16 protein-coding genes and 2 pseudogenes are annotated in these 18129 nt (G+C 59.6%); 11 read left to right on the top strand and 7 right to left on the bottom strand.

Annotation, left to right across the window (positions count from 1 at the left end):
- Positions 1-243: 243 nt before the first annotated feature.
- The gene (locus MKK84_RS29705; protein ID WP_243925728.1) at positions 244-849 is read left to right on the top strand and encodes a hypothetical protein; all 606 of its coding nucleotides are present in this window, start codon (positions 244-246) and stop codon (positions 847-849) included.
- Between the two features lie 912 nt (positions 850-1761).
- Positions 1762-2412 carry a hypothetical protein gene (locus MKK84_RS29700; RefSeq protein WP_243925726.1) on the top strand — a complete coding sequence of 217 codons (651 nt, stop codon included), beginning with the start codon at positions 1762-1764 and terminating at the stop codon, positions 2410-2412.
- Here the strand turns inward: MKK84_RS29700 and MKK84_RS29695 are convergent, their stop codons facing one another.
- Positions 2413-2718: a hypothetical protein gene (locus MKK84_RS29695; RefSeq protein WP_243925724.1), complete on the bottom strand. Its 306-nt coding sequence runs from the start codon at positions 2716-2718 to the stop codon at positions 2413-2415.
- A 1-nt stretch (position 2719) separates the two neighbouring features.
- On the opposite strand from MKK84_RS29695, the gene MKK84_RS29690 reads away from it, so the two are divergent.
- From MKK84_RS29690 to MKK84_RS29680, 3 genes and pseudogenes are all read left to right on the top strand, one after another.
- Positions 2720-2908, top strand: coding sequence for a hypothetical protein (locus MKK84_RS29690; RefSeq protein WP_243925722.1), 189 nt, complete (start codon positions 2720-2722; stop codon positions 2906-2908).
- 185 nt (positions 2909-3093) lie between these two features.
- Entirely contained in the window at positions 3094-4227 is a 1134-nt protein-coding gene (locus MKK84_RS29685) for an alpha/beta hydrolase (protein ID WP_243925720.1), read from the top strand.
- Positions 4228-4361: 134 nt separating this feature from the next.
- Positions 4362-4637 (top strand): annotated as a pseudogene (locus MKK84_RS29680) (IS110 family transposase); the annotation flags it as partial.
- A 439-nt stretch (positions 4638-5076) separates the two neighbouring features.
- Here MKK84_RS29680 and MKK84_RS29675 read toward each other — a convergent pair.
- The gene (locus MKK84_RS29675; protein ID WP_243925718.1) at positions 5077-5889 is read right to left on the bottom strand and encodes a hypothetical protein; all 813 of its coding nucleotides are present in this window, start codon (positions 5887-5889) and stop codon (positions 5077-5079) included.
- A gap of 1227 nt (positions 5890-7116) precedes the next feature.
- On the opposite strand from MKK84_RS29675, the gene MKK84_RS29670 reads away from it, so the two are divergent.
- Complete coding sequence (locus MKK84_RS29670) at positions 7117-8148, top strand: hypothetical protein (RefSeq protein WP_243925716.1); 1032 nt, start codon at positions 7117-7119, stop codon at positions 8146-8148.
- Between the two features lie 809 nt (positions 8149-8957).
- Positions 8958-9314, top strand: coding sequence for a DUF3768 domain-containing protein (locus MKK84_RS29665; RefSeq protein WP_243925729.1), 357 nt, complete (start codon positions 8958-8960; stop codon positions 9312-9314).
- Positions 9315-9609: 295 nt separating this feature from the next.
- Here the strand turns inward: MKK84_RS29665 and MKK84_RS29660 are convergent, their stop codons facing one another.
- Complete coding sequence (locus MKK84_RS29660; RefSeq protein ID WP_243925714.1) at positions 9610-9813, bottom strand: hypothetical protein; 204 nt, start codon at positions 9811-9813, stop codon at positions 9610-9612.
- 8 nt (positions 9814-9821) lie between these two features.
- On the opposite strand from MKK84_RS29660, the gene MKK84_RS29655 reads away from it, so the two are divergent.
- Positions 9822-10376: a hypothetical protein gene (locus MKK84_RS29655; RefSeq protein WP_243925712.1), complete on the top strand. Its 555-nt coding sequence runs from the start codon at positions 9822-9824 to the stop codon at positions 10374-10376.
- Between the two features lie 266 nt (positions 10377-10642).
- On the opposite strand, the gene MKK84_RS29650 is transcribed toward MKK84_RS29655, so the two are convergent.
- From MKK84_RS29650 to MKK84_RS29640, 3 genes are all read right to left on the bottom strand, one after another.
- Positions 10643-11506, bottom strand: a complete 864-nt coding sequence (locus MKK84_RS29650) for a class II aldolase/adducin family protein (RefSeq protein ID WP_243925710.1) — start codon at positions 11504-11506, stop codon at positions 10643-10645.
- 150 nt (positions 11507-11656) lie between these two features.
- Entirely contained in the window at positions 11657-12961 is a 1305-nt protein-coding gene (locus MKK84_RS29645; protein ID WP_243925708.1) for an MFS transporter, read from the bottom strand.
- Between the two features lie 109 nt (positions 12962-13070).
- A complete protein-coding gene (locus MKK84_RS29640; protein ID WP_243925706.1) occupies positions 13071-14447 on the bottom strand; it encodes an NAD(P)H-dependent oxidoreductase in 1377 nt (458 codons plus the stop codon).
- Between the two features lie 170 nt (positions 14448-14617).
- Between MKK84_RS29640 and MKK84_RS29635 the strand changes: the two genes are divergently transcribed.
- The 3 genes from MKK84_RS29635 to MKK84_RS29625 all read left to right on the top strand — a co-directional run bounded on the left by MKK84_RS29635 (position 14618) and on the right by MKK84_RS29625 (position 17813).
- Positions 14618-15523 (top strand): LysR family transcriptional regulator, encoded by a 906-nt coding sequence (locus tag MKK84_RS29635; RefSeq protein WP_243925704.1) that lies wholly within the window; start codon positions 14618-14620, stop codon positions 15521-15523.
- An 18-nt stretch (positions 15524-15541) separates the two neighbouring features.
- On the top strand, positions 15542-15814 hold the full coding sequence (locus MKK84_RS29630) for a LysR family transcriptional regulator (protein ID WP_313899381.1): 273 nt from the start codon (positions 15542-15544) through the stop codon (positions 15812-15814).
- An 826-nt stretch (positions 15815-16640) separates the two neighbouring features.
- Entirely contained in the window at positions 16641-17813 is a 1173-nt protein-coding gene (locus MKK84_RS29625; RefSeq protein ID WP_243925700.1) for a zinc-dependent alcohol dehydrogenase, read from the top strand.
- A 191-nt stretch (positions 17814-18004) separates the two neighbouring features.
- Here MKK84_RS29625 and MKK84_RS29620 read toward each other — a convergent pair.
- A pseudogene (locus tag MKK84_RS29620) lies at positions 18005-18129 on the bottom strand (IS630 family transposase); the annotation flags it as partial.

Here is an 18129-nt window from a genome sequence, read left to right as displayed (position 1 = left end):
GCACCAGAGGTGTTCATGCCAGCCTTCACCGCTTGGCCGGCTGCGCTCGCCCGACCAGCTCCGCCGGCCAAGCTAACCGTGGTGGAGCGGCCTACTGCGCACTAACTTTAACCTTGGACCACCCTGTGGGGGCCGATCAGTATATATAAGGGTATTTCTCTAGCAGAAAAGCTGGATATCATAACAGAAGCTGACAAGCAGAAAAAGCTACAAATTGATTTTCTAAATTCCGAATATAAATATGTGAACGACCGCATAGCTGGCTACTCAGAAGCAGATCAAAAAATCATTGCGGTTGCGGCAACGATAGTAGTAGGTATTTTGGGTTTCAGCCTTGCAAAAAGTGACGTTTTCACATCTCAATATATGCCATACGTCTTCTTTTTAAGCGCAGGTTTAATTAATTTAGCCGTAATCCAGAGCGCCCTTTACAGTTGTCTTACGCTGTTCGCATTGGAGAGGAAATGTAGGCTAACGCTAAAAATTGAGAAGATTATTGGCATACCCGAGAGCGAAACGACACTGTCGGGCTTTGGTCTAAATTTAACGTACAGAAACTCTTATAAAGCCGCGCTTTTGCCGTATTATTTGTTTAAAAGTTTGGCTGGAGCTATACTATTCTCTTTTATTCTAGTCTATGACATTCCCACATCTAATTTAAAGTTATACAATGTCGCTTATTACGTTTCAATATCATCTTGTGCCGCAAGCTTTGCTGTTGTTTGGTTCAATGCTTATGAACAATACTGCTTTATGAAATATTTCTTGGGCGGGTTTAAAAAGCCGAGCAAATATAAAGATCCATTCTGGATGGTAAATCACACCCATAATAAAAATAAGTTGCTGTAAGAAATATAAATTTTGAATCGTACTCTCTCTTATCATTCGGATGCAATCCGTTAAATTAGGCGGACGCTACTGCGTGCCCGCTTTTTGCCATGTGAAGAACATCTCAACAAAGCGTTTGTACTGGGTAGCAGCGATTGTTTGACTTTCAGGAATGAGTGTTTATTTCCGGACTTGGAACGCAGCAGTTATGGGTCCAAACGAGACGCACCGGCGGATGGAAACGACACGTAGAAGCGCACCATATCTCGCCAATGTGAGACGGACGGGCATTAATCTATCAATTGCCGCGGCTGCACGCGCTGGCGGTTTTTCCGGTTTCACTGCTTGTACCTAGGAGACCAAGCCGCTGAATAAGCTTGAGGCTTCAGACCGTGCAGATCGCCTAGAAGAGTGCTTCCCCGTAAGGACCCTCTCAGTAAATCCTATGACGATCGGCTCAGATGCCCGATGCTGTTTTATCAAGTATTCGGATGTGTACGTTCTCTGCTTTACTAAAGATCGTGAGTGTGCGTGACGTCAGTGTCTGCTACTGATAACTCGACCTTGAGCGGACCTTTACGAAACCACCAGCCCAGTCGTAGGCCCTTATAAAATAGGTAACCCGGACGCGACATTTCGTGCTGCTGACGAAGGATGGAAACGGCGTTCACCGTTGAATCCAAGGGATCAATTTTGGATCGCCAGCTGCTTGCGAATTTTAGGCGAGCATTGACAATAGGAATAAAGTCTGATAGCTAGGCGATGGGCCGTCGCTTCGTGGCCTACATCGAGGGCCGCTATGAGGCACCCACCACCCACGCTGACGCCGAACCGCCAAGCGTCACCGCCCGGCTTGCCGCGCCAGCTTCAACCGTCTGCAGCCATCCCGAGGGGGCCTCATCAGAGGCCCCCTTCGCTTTTCTGGAGCACGCCATGACCGCAGCCACCGCTACCAAAACCAAAGGCGCACTCACTCCCGCTGAAAGCCCGCTCGCCAAGCCGACGCCGGCCCTTGTCGTGTTCGGCGCCGACAAGGGCGGCAAGCCTCACGCAGCTTGGTTTCCTACCCCGGACGTGAGCCTAGCAACGCAGGCTGCCGCGACCATCGGGTTCCGGGCCCTCGTGCTGTGCGACGACGCTCAGCGTTCGGCAGCCACCGACCTGCCACAGGGCCGGGTGTTCAGTTCGGGCCGTGCCTTCGTTCCGTTCGTCGCCAAGGAGGTCTACGAGCGCTTACAGGCCCTCGCCGGAGGACTGGTCGGATCAGACACGACCACCATCAGGTTGGCTGCGCAAAGCCCCGAGAAACCCGCCGACGGCGACGGCGACGGTGGCGGATTTGGCGGGTCAGGCCCGGCTGATCCTCGATACCCCCGTAGCTGGGCGGGCATTGCGATCGGGAGCTTGGTGTTGATCACGGAAGGCGAGGAGGACGGCTGGTACGAGGCCGTGGTCGTCGCCTCGAAGCCCGGCGGCGAGTTCACGCTGCAGTGGCGCGATTGGCCGGATCTGCCGATGCTGATGCGCCGACGGGACGAAATGGCGCTGCTGCACCCGAACGCCGCGGCTGCGGCTGAAGCCTAATCAACCACCATGGAGGGCGGCCGGCGGCTCAATGCGTGTTGCCGGCCGACGAGCTACTGGGCGCGCGAAACGCCATGTCTGAAATGCGCCCAACTCGGACACCTGGATCATGTGCGGCTCTTCTCCGTAAACCGGACGTACGATCGTTGGCAGGAAGCCGAGCGACCGAGCGATGGCCGGGGTCGGCAGGTCCTGCAGCCAGTCCGGCACGGCGTCGAGGTCGCCGGGGCCCTCGAACAGGGGCGCGAGGCGGATCCGCGCCAGCTCGAGAATGGCGGCGCGAGCGCTGATCTTTGTCAACGACACGGTGACGGAGCTCTGGGAGGGCGCCCGCAAGACGGTCACCGTCGGCGGCAACACCACCGTGTTCGAGAAGGACACGGTGATCTTCCCGGACGGGTCGAAGGTCCGGCACGGCAACCGCAACATCGGCAAGGATTATCTTCACGGTGGGGTGAAGGCCGGCGGGGAGAAGACCGCGGCGCTGGAGGCGTGAAGCCCCTCGCCCGGCCGTGGGGTCGCAATCGCCCCGTCGCGCGACGATGCCGCGCTGCAAATCTTCGCACTGCAATGGCGCGAACATTTCAGATCTGAGAATTTACCGGCAAATCAAATCGGTGATATGCTGATTCGCCCCATGAGTTGGTGAAGCATGCAATAATCAGCGGAGGAAATTGCCCGATGAGCGACGAGCACAACGTGATGCCGGCGGCGACCCGCGACGGTGGTCTGGCCGAGAATGGGGGCAGTTCGGGATCGACGGGTGAATCACTGCAGGCGCAGGCCGGCAGTACAGTCACGCTGCATTACGGCACCAACAGGAACATGATCGGAGACCACGACGAATTCGGGCCAGAATTTGGTTGGGCTCCCAACGACCGGAATTACTACGCCGGCATTGCGCAATTCGCCCCAACCCGGTCGCTGGACGATGCGATCGCCGGGCGCCCCGCAGCCGGCGGCGCCGCGATCACGGGGGTCAAGGTCGATCCGCAGAAGATGATCGAGTCGTTCCTTGACGAGGCCAGCCGGGTTCAGGCCGCCTCGACCGATCCAGGCCTCCAGTCCCTCGTGTACATTCACGGCTACGCTTTCGAGTTCAAGGAGGTCGCCCCCATCGCCAGGGTCGTGGCCGCCGGCTACGGATCCAAGGCCAACCTGTTCTTCTCGTGGCCGTCCTACGGCAGCCATTGGCGGTACGGGGACGATTGGGACCACGCCTACGGGTCCGGGACGGCGGCCGCGCAGTTCCTCCTCGACCTACTCGCCGGGGTCGCCAAGATGGCGGTGCCCCCGCGGCTGAGCTTGGTCTGCCACTCGATGGGCAACAGGGTGCTGAGTTCGACCATTCAGGCCCTCGACGTCCAAACCCAGACGAAGCTCACGCGGTTCTTCGACCACATCCTGCTTTTCGCGGCGGACGAGAGCTACACGGCCATCGACGACGCCAGGAAGCTTCAACCCGCCTTGGCGATGTTCAAGAAGTCGATGACGATCTACACCAATCAATTCGATGTTCCGTTGCAGCTTGCGAAGGATCACCCGAAGAACAAGAGCGAGGAGCTGGGACGGAAGGGACCGGCGACGTTCCCGATCCTCGACTCGTCTGGCGCGGTACGGAAGGACGTTTTCTGGGTCGATTGTTCGGAGGTCGCGGACAATCTGAAATCGACGCTCGGGCATCAGTATTATCGCGTCGTCCCGGCGGTGATCCAGGACGCCGCGGCGGTCCTGTCGGGCGCCGCCGGCGCGACGATCCCCGGGCGCAAGCCCGACGCCGCTGTGGCGCAGAAGTTTCTGATCCCGAAGCCCTGACCGGTCGCCGCCCCCGGGCGGCCCGTCCGAACGCAACCCATCGCGACCCTGCCTCCGGGGCGTTCCGTCCCCGGAGGTTGGCCGCCCCGTCCCCCTCCCTTTCACCGGCCTCCGCCCGGAGCGCGCACGCATGTCCATTGTCGGCCTCGACCGGCGGCAAGCAGAAGCTTGGCGCGATCTCGAAGATGGGCGAGCGCACGCTCCGGCGCCTGCTTATCATCGGGGGCAGTTCAGTCGTGCATCAGGCAAGCCGACGCGGGGCGCCGAAGGGTTCGTGGCTGGAACAGATGCTGGCGTGTAAGCCGCGCATGCTGGTGACGGTTGCGGTGGCCAACAAGATGGCCCGCATCGTCTGGGCCCTTCTGGCGAAGGGCGGGAGTTACCAAGCTCCGGTGGCGGCTGCGGCGTAAAGCCGAGGTCGGCACCAGAGGCTGTCGGGACGCGAGGTCGGTCAAAGGAGGGTATGGCACAACAGCCGGCGAGACGGGGCCGGAAGAATTAGGCGAAAACCACGTGCCACCGAGCACGCTTGGGTGAAGTGGTTCCGGTCCGCGAACTCCCATACGGGCCCGCAGCCAACGGCTGCATGAGAGGCCGGACAGATGGCAGCATCCGACATCGTGCCACCCGCCAAAAACCGCTTGCGTCCGAGGGGGCGTCCACAGATGGTTTCCTGCCCGTCGGCATTCAAGCGTCCAACTCAAGAAGCGGACGCTCGACGTTCGGCGGGATCTATTCGACACAAGGCTCAACAAGCCTCAAGTAAGAATTCTGCGTCTAGTTATTTCAGCTGGGCGAGTGAACGTGCCGGCAGCGTCTCCAGCCTCGACTCATCTTTCAAAAATTAATTTAGTACAGTGAGGGACCTCGAAGAGACTGAAGTGTTTGATTGAGCTGAGAGGTGAAATGTGTTTGTGTCGCAACATATGCTGGGCCTGCGATCCCGCTTCCAGGAATTATCTCGCTGGGTCCGAACGTTAGAATCATGTCGTGTGTACGTGTTCTACCGCCCGTTAAAAATGGCGGAGAGCCGCCATTTGTAGAAACACTTGCTAATTTTATGCTCGGATTCAAAGATCCGTTGGAAAGTACTACAAATTTAATTTCGTATGAGTAAACATCCAACTTCAGGTCCTTCTTACCTTTTGGAGGTTCAGAAGAAGGAACGCCAGCTGCTGACCATACCGCTCCGAGTAAGTATCGTTCAATTCCCAAATCGACTTTTAACAGTGGTGAACTTCCATCTAAACTTCTCTGAGATGAGTCATGGCACCATGAGTTTGCCCCGGGAGCCGCAATACGGCCAATATTATAATAAGAATAGAAAGTGTCTGTTCTTGTTGCTGTCGAAGATAAATTCAATCCGGTAGTCAGCCCCAAATTCTGTCCAATACTAACGTCAAATATCCGAGCACTTGGGACTGTTCTTGTAAGGTTTACGGAAGGATTTACGGCGCTGCTTTCATCAATTGTTAGTGAATACTGTAGTTGGACGCCATAATTGTCCGGAATAGCCTTTTGACTTGGTGTTTCCGGGATCTTATATCTGATATTTACAATTCGCACTGCGTCAATTATCTCGCAAAATATTTGTTGTTTTATGCTAAGTTCCATCTCTCTGGATATTGCAACAGGCTCCCATGTTTCTCTGATGTCAGGCACGTAAGTGCCGCAACAAACTAGTGAAAACGATAAACATGCAGATAAGATGCAACAAAAAGCAGAGTTTCTCATGTTATTTTACCGGGGCTAATTATTTTGCGCTGAATGTGTTATGTTATCTAAAATTTTATCGATCTGACTCGGTGTGTAATTTTTGAATATAACTGTGGAAGCGATGCTCGTGTCATCTATCTGCTTTCTATCCACTGGAGGTGTGCAATTATCACCATCGCAGATGCGCGCAAATTTTAGTTGTAGCCGATCCGTTTTAGGCGTGCATTTGCCGGTAGCACCGTCGCATATGGTCAGAACCTCTAATTTTTCAGCTATGTCTTGCGCAAGCGCGGAGCCTGGGAATGACAAGGAGCTCAAAAAAAGGACCACAACCGTAAATTTATGCATGGCTGCCCCCGAATATTTCTCTCGGGAGGTTCGCTCGTGAGTTGCGTCTTTTCAATACAAAATTTGCTGGAAAGACGCCTGCAACGTCAGAAAAAATGAGCGTTGCTTTTTAGCAACTGGCAGCCTGATTGATAGAAGTCTAAAGATTAATTATAAGTAAAGTGGTTAAGTTTATTGCCAAATGCTGCGGAGTCTTTCACTTAATACTTCACGATCAACTGCATCTTATAATATTGAAATGTATTACTATTGGTTGGATGAATGATGAGAATTGCGGCCTCTTCCCACCTGGGGCGAAATGCGAAGGTCAGCAAACCACCCGCAGCTAACGTCGCCGGCCAGCGGGCGGGTGTCCGCTTATGGAGAGCGCCGATGTTCGTCGGTACGGCTGGCATGGGTCGCCAGCGGAGCGACCGCTCGGGGTAGTTTTGAGACGGTCCGCTTCCGGGTCCAGTTTCGAAGAATCGGACGTTGCCGTTCCGTCTGATCGCGGTCCATCACCGACCATCATCGGATCTCCTGCGGGACATTCGGAGCGTCGTTTGGTTTGCCGTCGTCTGCGCTGAGCTTGGACACGCACGCGAATTTGGCAGAGCTTTTTTAGATGTGCTGAATGATCGTGTGCGAATGGTGGAGGACGACAAACCCGATGGAACTGTTCTCATGTGGAATTGGAAATAGGTGGAAAAACTGCGACAGACGCATTATGGCACCTGAAGCGGATTGGGAGGGGTACTGCACTGTTGAAGGCTCAGCAATCCATGAATGCTGAACGTGCGCTTGTACTCAAATAAGAACGAAAATTGTGCTTTATAAGGTCAAGCTATGGCGCTGGAACCAAATTTTAAGAGGCATTCGCGGCAAGAGGAAAACATCGATAAGACGGATCCTTCAGGTACGATAGATGCAACGCCAGATGCAAAACTCGAACCCAACCCAGAAGATGCCAACGGCAAAATTAAAACTAGGTCTGGTCGGTCAGAAATAAATCTATGGATTTTATTTTCGATCGCCCTATTCATTTACTCAATGGCCGACATTACTCAATCTGATCGCTTATACTACCCTCCAGTATATATTGCTGCAGTTCTGAAAGCATCAATTTTATCCTTCGTTTTCTTGATAATCCCGTATTTTTTTAGACAGATATTTGGCGACTACCCGATAACCTACGTTTCTAAATCCGCCAAAAGTGAAGATCGCTCGCCGCAAATTATTGGAAAAACCATAATTGTCTCATCCGCGGGGGATGTTAGTTCGACAGGGCCCATCGGTGTTTCTGAGGCAAATCCAAGGTCACTGCTCGAAGCTCACGCGCGAAATTCTGCCGAGATTGCTCAAAAAATCTATAACCGCGCCGGTGTTTACTTGAGGGCTGGGGCGTTCATCGCGTTTGCCGGGCTAGGTATATTTTACGCCATTCCCTACAATGACGCTAGCACAAACTCCCATGATTTAGTTGATCGTTTCGTTGGAATGCTCCCTAGATTTGGAGTCCTGTTTTTTATTGAATTCGTAGCTATATTTTTTCTTAGACAATATCGTTCGGCTATGGATGATTATCGATACTATGATGCTGTTCGTCGCCATCGCGAAGAAAATCTCGCGGTATTGCACATGTTTGGAGAAAGTAAGATCGGACCGATTCCAACTAAGGAGGTACTAGAATCAATGTCAATTTATTCAGGTGTTGATTTGATCGGCAAAGATCAAACATCCACTGCAATTGAACTTCGGAAATTAGATCGGGACGAACTTATCTTTTTCGAAAAAATGGTGGAGGGATTAAGTGCTATCCGGAAAGAGAGGGATGAGAAGGACAAAAAGACAAAAAGAGATGACAAGGATGATAAATAAACACCCCTAAAGCTGAGTTCAGTGCGAGGCAAATTTTTTCAGATTTGATGATAACGAATTACTTGCGGCCCGAGCGAGCCAGTCAGTCCGCGTACTCCCGAGATTTCTCGGCAGCCACCAGTCAGCAAATGGCACTGAGAACCTCGGATAGCCGAGGTTTTCGCACAACCGACGAACGGCCGCTTAGAGGAAACGCCGTTTAGGTCCCAGGCGACAAGGTTGGGTCGAACGCAACTGCGAATGCGATTGCCGATCAACCACCAGGATCGTGATCGGCGGCTCGCGCGATGGTCGAAGAGCTTGGCTATTAGCCTGCACGATCGTTTTGGCGTCGACCATATTGCTTCCGAATCGAAGCAAAGGCTCGCCGGTGTGATCTGGGGGCCGTTTGGAAGCTTCGAACCAGTGCTTGGGAGCATGAAATCGGGGTTGGGCAACTGCACCCCGGGGGCCGCAGCTGGCGCCTCACCCACCCCCGAAATCTCCCCGCACATCGCGTGCACCCCGTGCGGGGCGGTTGAAATTCGACGCCTTCGCCGTGGTTGGCAGCTCACCCTCCACGCTCGCGCCCCGGCCACGAGCTTGATTTTATGTTTATATTCCTATATATTTGAGTTGTCACCCTTGATCACCAGGCTCGCGACGCCGCCGCCCGAACAAAACTCGCTTGCCCCGCGATGTGGGGCCCGCCGCGCAAGACGCCAAATCCATCCCGCCGCCATCACGCAGGGGTCCCTCACGGGGCCCCTTCTTCATTTCAGGAGCCGCCCGTGACCGACGCAACTTCAAGCCTCGCAGGCGACCGAAACCTGCCCCCGAGCAGCATCGACGATCCAAGAGGCGACCCGGTCGCCCGCGTGCGCGCCCTGAACGATGCCTTCCGGCGCAGCTTCGCCGGGGGGCAGGTGGTCGAGACGCCCGGCGTGGTCGAACTGGCCGAGGCCGACCGCATCGCCCTACTGCTGGCCGTACGCCGCTTCAGCAGCTTTGATCCCAACAACGATCCCTACGGCGAGCACGACTTCGGCGCGGTCGAGGTCGGCGGCGAGCGCTTCTTCTGGAAAATCGACGCCTACGATCGCGCGCTGCTCGGCGGCTCGCCAAACCCAGCCGACCCCGCGGTCACGACCCGCGTGCTCACGATCATGCGCGCCGACGAGTACTGACGTGGCGCCCCATCGCGCAGCGCCAAGAGTGCCCCGGATCGATCCGCCTTACCCCGGTGAGGTCATGCGACCCCAGCCGCGCGGTAAGGCCGAGCTCGATGCCAACACCGAATGGGACGAGGACTGGCCGGCTGATGACGACGGCGATCGAGACGAAGGCTGACGATGGGCCACCCTCCCACTCTCCCGATCCTTGGCTTCGGCGTGAATGCTGTTGCTACCGATAGCCAGCTCGTCGCGGCGTGTATGATGCGGAATCAAGCAACCAGCATCACGGCTCGACCGTCATGGCCCGTCAGCCGAAGCGATGATGCCCTGCACGGGACGCACACGATGCACGGGCTTTTTCCAGGGTGGGTAGCGGGTTCAAGGCGTCGGCGCCCAGGTGCAGTTGCCCAAAACCTTCAACCAGCCCGTCGAAGCCCCTAAACCCGCCTCCGAACGGCTCAACCGGGTCGAAGAAGCCACCGACCGGGTTTTGGTGTTTGCCCACGTTCAAGTCTCATCATGATCGAAGTGACGCCTATGGCCAAGCTCGGCTGGGGTGACGCGGCAAGGCAGGTGCTCGGCCTAGCTGAACCGCAGCCCGAACCCCTATCGATCAGTTCCTCGACGGCTTCAAACCTCTCCCTTATGCCGTTGCCCACTAGGATGGTACGGAGCTGGGACGTGCGGTTCAACCATGTCGCCAACCGGGTGAACCCGGCTCATTTCCAAACCGTCGTAGACATGTTCGTCGGGCAGCTGAGGTTCGTCGAGTTGCGACGGACTGAGCGCGCCGTGTGGTTGCGTCAGCCCGGGGCCGACGTGGATCTTCAGTTCAGTTGCAGTGACACCGGGCACCGGGATCACGACCGGGAGCGCTCGCAGATCTCGTTTCTTAGCGAAACCCCAAAAGCCGACCTCGAGCGACTGGCCTCTTGGTTCGATGCGAGGGGGCTGCCCGCTCACGTCGGTGCCTACTCTGATCGCGAGTTCTACCTGGACGTACCCACGGCGTTCGTCGATTTCGTCGTTGAGGCGATGCTGCCCGAATTGGCGGACTACGACGTCGTGGTATGACCCTTTGCGGAAGCTCAGAACGTCCGCTTCCACGCAGTCCAATGGACCGAGTTCGGCAACTTCTGGCCAGAAGCCGTCCATGTATTTCCCTCACCGGAACCGCAGGGCCAGCTATCTAGCGCGGCCTGGCGTAGCGCGTGAGGAGCAGCGTGATCGCGGAGCTTAACCAGCACCGTAGCCGCCAGACCATCGTGCCCCGCATCGAACTCTAGGGGCAACCTATGCGACCAGCGGCGGAGGTCGGCCTCAAAGCCAGCCCGTCGCTTTCACGCAAACATGTCAGCTTGTGTCTCGGCGATGTGGCTGTACAGCGTCTGGAAGTGCAGCCAGCCGATGTAGTCGCTGCCCACATGCTCGCGGCTGTAGCAGGCAGTCTTCTCAGATAGGAGCTGCGGCTTGATCCCGCTCGCCTCGACCAGGAGCTGTTGCTGGCAGGCCCGCTCCAGGGCGATGAACCAGAAGGCCGCGTCGTCGATACTGTGGCGGCTGCAGGTGAGCAGGCCGTGGTTCTGGTGCAGCACGCCGCGGTTGCGGCCGATCTGCTGGGCCACAGATAGGCCGCTCTCCTTCTCCACTGCCACGGCACCCGCCGAGGCGCCGATTACCGCGTGGCTGTTGTAGAAGGCTGCCGCATCCTGGCTGATCATGTCCAACGGCCGCCCGGTGGCGCACCACGCGGTGCCGTATGTCGTGTGTGCGTGGCACATCGCCATGACCTCAGGATACTCGTCGTGCACGGCGGCGTGGAGGACGAAGCCCGCCCGGTTGATCGCATAATGCCCCTCGACGACCCGGCCCGTGTGATCGGCCAGGATCAGGTTCGACATCCGCACCTGCGAGAAGTGCACGCACATCGGGTTGGTCCAGTACAGCTCCGGACGCTCGGGATCCCGGATCGTCAGGTGCCCAGCGAAGCCGTAGTCGAAGCCGTGCATCGCGAAGGCGCGGCAGGCGGCCACGAGGTGCTTCTTGCGGTACTCGCGCTCTTCGGCGCAGTTGGCGAATTCCGGCATCTCCGGGAAGATCAGGCCGGCCTGCTCGGGCTGGTAGATCGACGTCCGCTTGCGGCCGGTATCGTCGTTAGGCAGGCCGAGGTTGACCGAGGCGTCGTGGGCGTGATCGTCGAGCATGGTGCGACTTCCATTAGAGTAGGGCTAAGGGAACTGAAGCGATCCGGCCGCACGGCAGCTGCTAACACACGAAGTCAGTAGTAGCCGGTCAAGGTCCGTCGCCGCTCAGCCTTACCGGCGGGGTAGGGCCGAGCGAGCTTAGACGGTGGGCTATCGGTCACTCAGCGAGGCTGGAATGATCCGGATCAGCGCTGCTCCCACCACCATGCAAGCGGCCACCGCGTAGAGGCCGATCGCCGGATTGCCGGTGAGCACGTTCAGGCCGCCTACCATGTAGGGTGAGACGAACCCGGCGAGGTTGCCGATGCAGTTGATCGTGGCGATGCCGGCCGCCGCCGAGGTGCCCGCCAGGAACGCGCAGGGCACGCCCCAGAACAGTGACAGCGCCGAGAGCATGCCGGCCGTGCCAACGCACAGCCAAGCCACTGCCGCAACTGGGCTTTGACCGACATAGCCGGCAAGCGCCAAGCCGACGGCACCGATCGCCAGCGCCACCGAGAAGTGCGCCCGACGCCGTCGGGTGCGGTCGGCACTGATGCCAGTGAGGATGATGGTTGGGATCGCGACGAGATAGGGGATAGCCGAGAGCCAGCCGATCGTCGCGACGTCCTTAACGCCTGAATCCTTCACAATCGACGGCAGCCAGAAGCTGATCCCATAGAGACCGATGATCGTCATGAAGTATACGCCACTGAGCTTCCAGATCCGCGCGTCCCGGAGGAAGGCCACAGATGATGCGTGCACGACCTTGTCACCGTCCTCCCGGCGCAGCTCGGCACTCACCTCTGCCTTCTCGGCCTCGGTGAGCCAGGGGGCCTGCTCGGGCTTGTCGACCATCAGGAAGAGCACGGCGATACCGGCCAGCAGAGAGGGGGCTGCCTCCAGCAGGAACAGCCACTGCCACGCCTTCATCACGCCAGAGCCGGTGAAGTGCTCCAGGATCAGCCCCGAGACAGGGCCGCCGATGACGCCAGCGAGCGGGATCGCGATGTAGTAGAAGCCTAAAGCGAAGCCGCGCTTCTTCGCCGGAAACCAGTACGTCAGGTAGAGCATGATGCCGGGCGAGAACCCGGCCTCGGCGAGCCCCAGGAAGAAACGCGCAACGTAGAACTGAACCGGCGTTGTGACGAACAGCGTCAGGGCCGAGATGATCGCCCAGCTGATCATAATCCGGGCGATCCAGACCCGGGCACCGAGCCTGTGCAGAGCGAGGTTGCTAGGGACCTCAAACAGGAAGTAGCCGATAAAGAAGACTCCGGCCCCGAAGCCGTAGACGGCATCGCTGAAGCCGAGGTCGGCCATCATCTGGAGCTTTGCGAAGCCGACGTTCACCCGGTCGAGATACGCGCACAGGTAGCAGACGACGATGAACGGCATGATCCGCCACGTGATCTTGCGGTAGACATTGGTCTCCGCCACGCGTGCGTTAAGGCCGATACTGGCTGCGTGATCCATCGTTTCCTCCGATCGGCCCATTGGCGGGCTCGGTCGCGATGTTGCGAAACCTTGGCCGGCCTCGCCGCTACGGGCGGGGCCGGCGCGCGATCAGGGGCGCGGCGCTCGGTCAGGCGACCTTGCGCGCGGCGTCGGCTAGGCCGAGCTCCTGCCGGAACAGCGTCTCCATCTCACGCCGAACGCAGATCGCCTCCTGGTCGGCGTCGAAGGCGACGTCACTCCAGCGCACGGCTCGGCCGGCGGGCACATCGTTCTTGAGCACCATGTTGTGGGCCAGTCCAATCGGCAGGGCGTCCTGCGCTAGGGAATCGGCTGTCGGCATCAGTTTGCCGTAGACGGTGAAGCCGCCCTCGCCGTCGAGCCGCTCGCCGGCCTTAAGGGCACGCTTGGCGGTCGCTGCCACGTCGCCGCGCCATTCTCCTGTTGCGCCTGTGGCCTCGCCGCGTACCGCGATGGAGGCCACGGAGATCCCGAGTTCCAGGCCAATCAAGTGGTAGGGCTTGTAGGTGGCGGCGAAGCGGCCGCTGTCGTCGGTCTTGAGGCCGTACTGGGCAAAACAGTCGCGCACGTAGGCGCTCGGCGCCTCGAACACCGCGTAGACGCCCCAGCGCAGGTCCCGGAACACCGGCCGCCCGTCCCGCTCCAGCGATGAGACCACCTCGACCGTGCCGCGATCGGCCAGGATGCCCCCGTCTGCGACGGGACGCAGGACGCTCGGTAAGTCGTCGACGCCGCAGGGCGGGAAGGCGAGGCCGTCACGCGGTGGCGTCAGGCCACAGGCGTTGGCCACCGCGGCCATCTCCAGCGCCGACTTGGTGCCGTCGAGGAAGGAGTTGAACATCTGCGGGTTGAAGTCGCCCCCCGCGACTTGCTCGGCGCTGAAGCCGTAATGGCCCCAGACCGTCTCGGGCGTGGAGGCGTGGTAGGCCGGCAGGTACTTGGTGCCCTTGCCGGCGCAGATCACCTCCAGCCCGATCGTGCGCGCCCAGTCGACCAGCTCAGCGATCAGCGCCGGTTGGTCGCCCGAGGCCATGGAGTAGATCACCCCCGCCTCCGCAGCCCGGCGGGCGAGCAGCGGCCCGGCGAGCACGTCGGCCTCGACGTTGACCATCACAATGTGCTTGCCGTGCGCGAAGGCCCTCAGCGCGTGGCGGATACCAGCAGCCGGGCTGCCCGTGGCATCGATTACGATATCCACGAACGGGCTCGCGATCATCGCGTCGGCATCCTCGGTGACGAAGGTGGTTCCGCCCTGCGCGGCCTCCTCCATCCCGCGCGCCACGAAGCGGGCTTCGTCCCAGCCGACGCGCCGCAACGACTGCCGCGCCCGGTCGGGTGACAGGTCGGCCACCGCGATCAGGTGGATCCCGGGCGTGCGGGGCGCCTGCGAGAGGTACATGGAGCCGAACTTGCCGGCGCCGATCAGGCCCACCCGGACCGGTCGGCCCTCCTGTACGCGCCGCTGCAGCTTGGAAAACAAGGACATGTCGCGATCTCCCTTGGCGATCCACGGTCGGTCCGGATCCGGGCCCGGTTCCCGCCGCGTTTGCACTTTGTCGCGAGATCGGAATTATCATTCGGATTTGCGCACGCCTATGCGAAGCATTGCAAAGGCGTTGTGCGCGAACCCCAATCCTCGCGCCCCGGCAGCCCGCGATGTCCGACTTTGACTGGAACGACCTGCGCGCCTTTCTCGCTGTGGTGCGAGCGGGGCGATTGACGGTTGCCGCGCAGCGGATGGGCATCGACCACTCGACCCTGAGCCGCCGTCTGTCCGCCCTGGAGGGCGCCCTCGGCACGCGCCTGTTCGACCGCCGCCCGTCGGGCTTCGCCCTTACTAGCGACGGAGAGCGGCTTCTGGTGGATGCGGAGCGCATGGAGAGCGTGGCGATCACGTTGCGCTCGCGCCTGGATGAGACCGCACAGCAGGTGAGCGGCACCGTGCGGCTCGGCACGCCCGAGGGCTTCGGGACCTATTTTCTTGCGCCGCGCCTCGCCGAGCTCTCCGCATCCCAACCGGCGCTGGAAGTCGAACTGGTGGCCAACCCGCGCAGCTTCAGCCTGTCGAAGCGCGAAGCCGACCTCGCCGTCGGCATGACCCGCCCCGAAGCGGGCCGGCTCTTCGCTCGCAAGCTCGTGGATTACGCGCTGGGCCTCTACGCCGCGCAAAGCTACGCGGAGGCCGCGGATGCGATCCAGACCGTGGACGACCTGCCGCGCCACCGCTGGGTCGGCTATGTCGAGGACCTGCTTTGGACGAGCGAGCTCAACTACCTCCCGCAGGTCTCGCAGGCGATCCATCCGCAGGTGCGGATCTCCAACGTCATCACACAGCTTGAGGCCGTGCGCGGCGGCGTTGGTCTCGGCGTCCTGCCGCATTTCTTGGCCCGCGGTTGCCCAGACCTCGTCGCCATCCTGCCTGAGGCGGTGCACATCGTCCGGGCTTACTGGCTCATCGCCCACGCGGATACGCGTGATCTGCCTCGGGTCCGGCTGGTCTCGGAATTCCTGATCCGGCAAGCCGAGGCGGCCGGCAATGCCTTCTGGCTGGCGGCGCCGTAAGGCTCGGGACCCGACCATGTGAGAATTGCCGGATCAGTTCAGCCTGGACGAGCTGTCCGCCTTTGTGGCGGTCTCGCTGAGGCCGGCAGCTTCGCCAAGGCCGCTGAGGCGCTGGGGAGGGAGGCTTCCGTGCTGTCGCGGCGCTTGAGCCAGGTCGAGCAGCGCCTTGGCGTCCGCCTGCGGTCGCGTACCACGCCGCGCGCCTCTGACGCAGGTCGGCGCGACCTACTGCCGGCGTGTCCAGTCGCTGCCGGAGGAGCTGACGTCCGGTTTTGGCCGAAAGCGGAATGACTGCTTCGGAGAAAGTCGGTTGGAAAAGCGGACAGGCTCCAACCGACCCGTGCCAGTCGTGCAGACAGCCATCGGCGCTTCCTGAAAGCGGTCATCCGTGGCCCGCTAGGCAACTTCGGCTTGGGGTGGGGAGCGGACCCTGACCTTTCGCCCCGAAGCGGACATTCCGCATCCGACCGAGGCTGTGTCAAAACCCAAGGGAATTGCGAGCTCGTAGAAGAAACATCTCCGCGTTATTCATAAGCGATGCCCGAAGCGGCTGTCTGAGGGGCGCCACAAGGTTCGCTATGCCGGTGTCACGCTTCGTCGGGGAAGAATTTGCCACAGCGGGCGATGACATCCGAGTTCTGACACAGCCTCGGTCGTGATCAGGCGGGGTAGAACCGTCCGCCTCTAAGCCTTTTCGCTCGTAAGCGGACGGGCAGAAATCCACCCCGGGCAGCCATTCCGACAGCGACCCAACTCGGCCACATGAATAGCAGTCGTCGCTTCTCAAAACCGGTCATGGTCCAAGCATGCGCCGATGCAGACATCGTCCGCGCCCGCTCGTGACGACAGAATTTAATCCTTTGATATATCAAATAATACTAATGAAAATACACCTGAACACAAAATAATTATGCAAAACCTAGTTGGCTCCAATTCGTAAAAATCGCGATATTCATCGCAGAGGCGCGTCATGGCCCAGGTGACACGTCGGGATTTGTGTCACCAATATCGAATTATTTCCGAACTAGCCATGAACCATTCCGATCGAGGCTCACTTCAGACAAGTATATTGAACATTCTCGGGACGGAAAACTTAGCACATATCAGGAGATGATCCATGAGGGCGCTGGTTTGGCACGGCACTGCAGACATTCGCTGCGATACGGTTCCGGACCCCCAGATCGAGCATGACCGCGACGCGATCATCAAGGTCACCGCCTGCGCGATCTGCGGCTCGGACCTGCACCTCTACGACCACTTCATGCCCGGCATGGAGAAGGGCGACGTCATGGGCCACGAGTTCATGGGCGAAGTCGTCGAGACCGGCAAAGGCGTCAAGGGCGCTCTCAGGAAAGGGGAACGTATCGTCGTCCCGTTCACGATCATCTGCGGCGAGTGCGACCAGTGCAAGCGCGGCTACTTCTCGGTCTGCGAACGCTCGAACCGCAACAAGGACATCGCCGACAAAGCCTTCGGGCACACCACCGCGGGGCTGTTCGGGTACACCCACCTCACCGGCGGGTACCAGGGCGGGCAGGCCGAGTACGTGCGCGTGCCATTTGCCGACAAGACGCACATCAAGGTGCCGGAGAACCTAAGCGACGAGCAGGTGCTGTTCCTCGGCGACATCTTCCCCACCGGCTGGCAGGCGGCCGTGCAGGCCGATATCCAGCCGACCGATACGGTCGCGGTCTGGGGCGCCGGCCCGGTCGGGCAGATGACGATCCGATCGGCGCTCCTGCTCGGGGCCAAGCAGGTGGTCTGCATCGACAGCGTACCCGAGCGCCTGGAGATGGCGCGCGCCGGCGGTGCCATCACCATCGACAACAGCCAGGAAAGCGTGGTCGAGCGGCTGAACGATCTGACGGGCGGCAAGGGCCCGGAAAAGTGCATCGATGCCGTCGGCATGGAGGCGCATTCGCCACGCGCGCTCGAACACGCCTACGACCGCGTCAAGCAGGCTGTGATGCTGGAGAGCGACCGCGCTTCGGTGCTGCGCGAGATGATCTATGTCTGCCGTCCCGCCGGCATCCTCTCGATCCCGGGCGTCTATGGCGGGTTCATCGACAAGGTGCCGATGGGTGCCCTCATGAACAAGGGACTGACCGTCCGCACGGGGCAGACCCACGTGAACCGATGGACCGACGACCTCGTCAAGCGCATCGACGAAGGGCAGATCGACCCTTCCTTCGTCATCACCCATCGGGCCGGGCTCGAAGAAGGGCCCGAGATGTACAAGACGTTCCGCGACAAGAAGGACAACTGCATCAAGGTGGTGCTCAGACCCTGAGCGATCCCGCGGCCCGTCGCGCTGCGGCGGGCCTGCCCACTTCGCCCTCCCTGCTGCAGCGAGGAAGTCAGCATGTCCGAGGCAACGTCTCGACGCCGCCGGAGCGGCGCCCATGATCGCTCCGAGTTGCCGAGCTATCTCGTTTCCGATCCGCGCCGCAGGCCGGACCCAGCAACTAGAGCTGTTCCCGGTCAGGTAGCGACGGCCAAGTCGTCCTCGTAGCCGGCTGCGGCGAGGTAGTTGCGACACTCCTGCGGAGTGAAGCGCGTGAATGCCTGACGGATCTCCGCCCAGAGATCCGGGATCGTGCGGGCTG

The sequence above is a fragment of the Methylobacterium sp. E-065 genome (assembly GCF_022829605.1).
Taxonomy (GTDB): Bacteria; Pseudomonadota; Alphaproteobacteria; order Rhizobiales; family Beijerinckiaceae; genus Methylobacterium.
This window is presented reverse-complemented; position numbering and strand designations above follow the sequence as displayed.

Bases quoted from the DNA above. Each gene is read 5' to 3' on its own strand.
- MKK84_RS29700 (WP_243925726.1), top strand. From the start codon at position 1,762: ATGACCGCAGCCACCGCTACCAAAACCAAAGGCGCACTCACTCCCGCT.
- MKK84_RS29685 (WP_243925720.1), top strand. From the start codon at position 3,094: ATGAGCGACGAGCACAACGTGATGCCGGCGGCGACCCGCGACGGTGGT.
- MKK84_RS29670 (WP_243925716.1), top strand. From the start codon at position 7,117: ATGGCGCTGGAACCAAATTTTAAGAGGCATTCGCGGCAAGAGGAAAAC.
- MKK84_RS29655 (WP_243925712.1), top strand. From the start codon at position 9,822: ATGATCGAAGTGACGCCTATGGCCAAGCTCGGCTGGGGTGACGCGGCA.
- MKK84_RS29650 (WP_243925710.1), bottom strand. From the start codon at position 11,506: ATGCTCGACGATCACGCCCACGACGCCTCGGTCAACCTCGGCCTGCCT.
- MKK84_RS29645 (WP_243925708.1), bottom strand. From the start codon at position 12,961: ATGGATCACGCAGCCAGTATCGGCCTTAACGCACGCGTGGCGGAGACC.
- MKK84_RS29640 (WP_243925706.1), bottom strand. From the start codon at position 14,447: ATGTCCTTGTTTTCCAAGCTGCAGCGGCGCGTACAGGAGGGCCGACCG.
- MKK84_RS29635 (WP_243925704.1), top strand. From the start codon at position 14,618: ATGTCCGACTTTGACTGGAACGACCTGCGCGCCTTTCTCGCTGTGGTG.
- MKK84_RS29625 (WP_243925700.1), top strand. From the start codon at position 16,641: ATGAGGGCGCTGGTTTGGCACGGCACTGCAGACATTCGCTGCGATACG.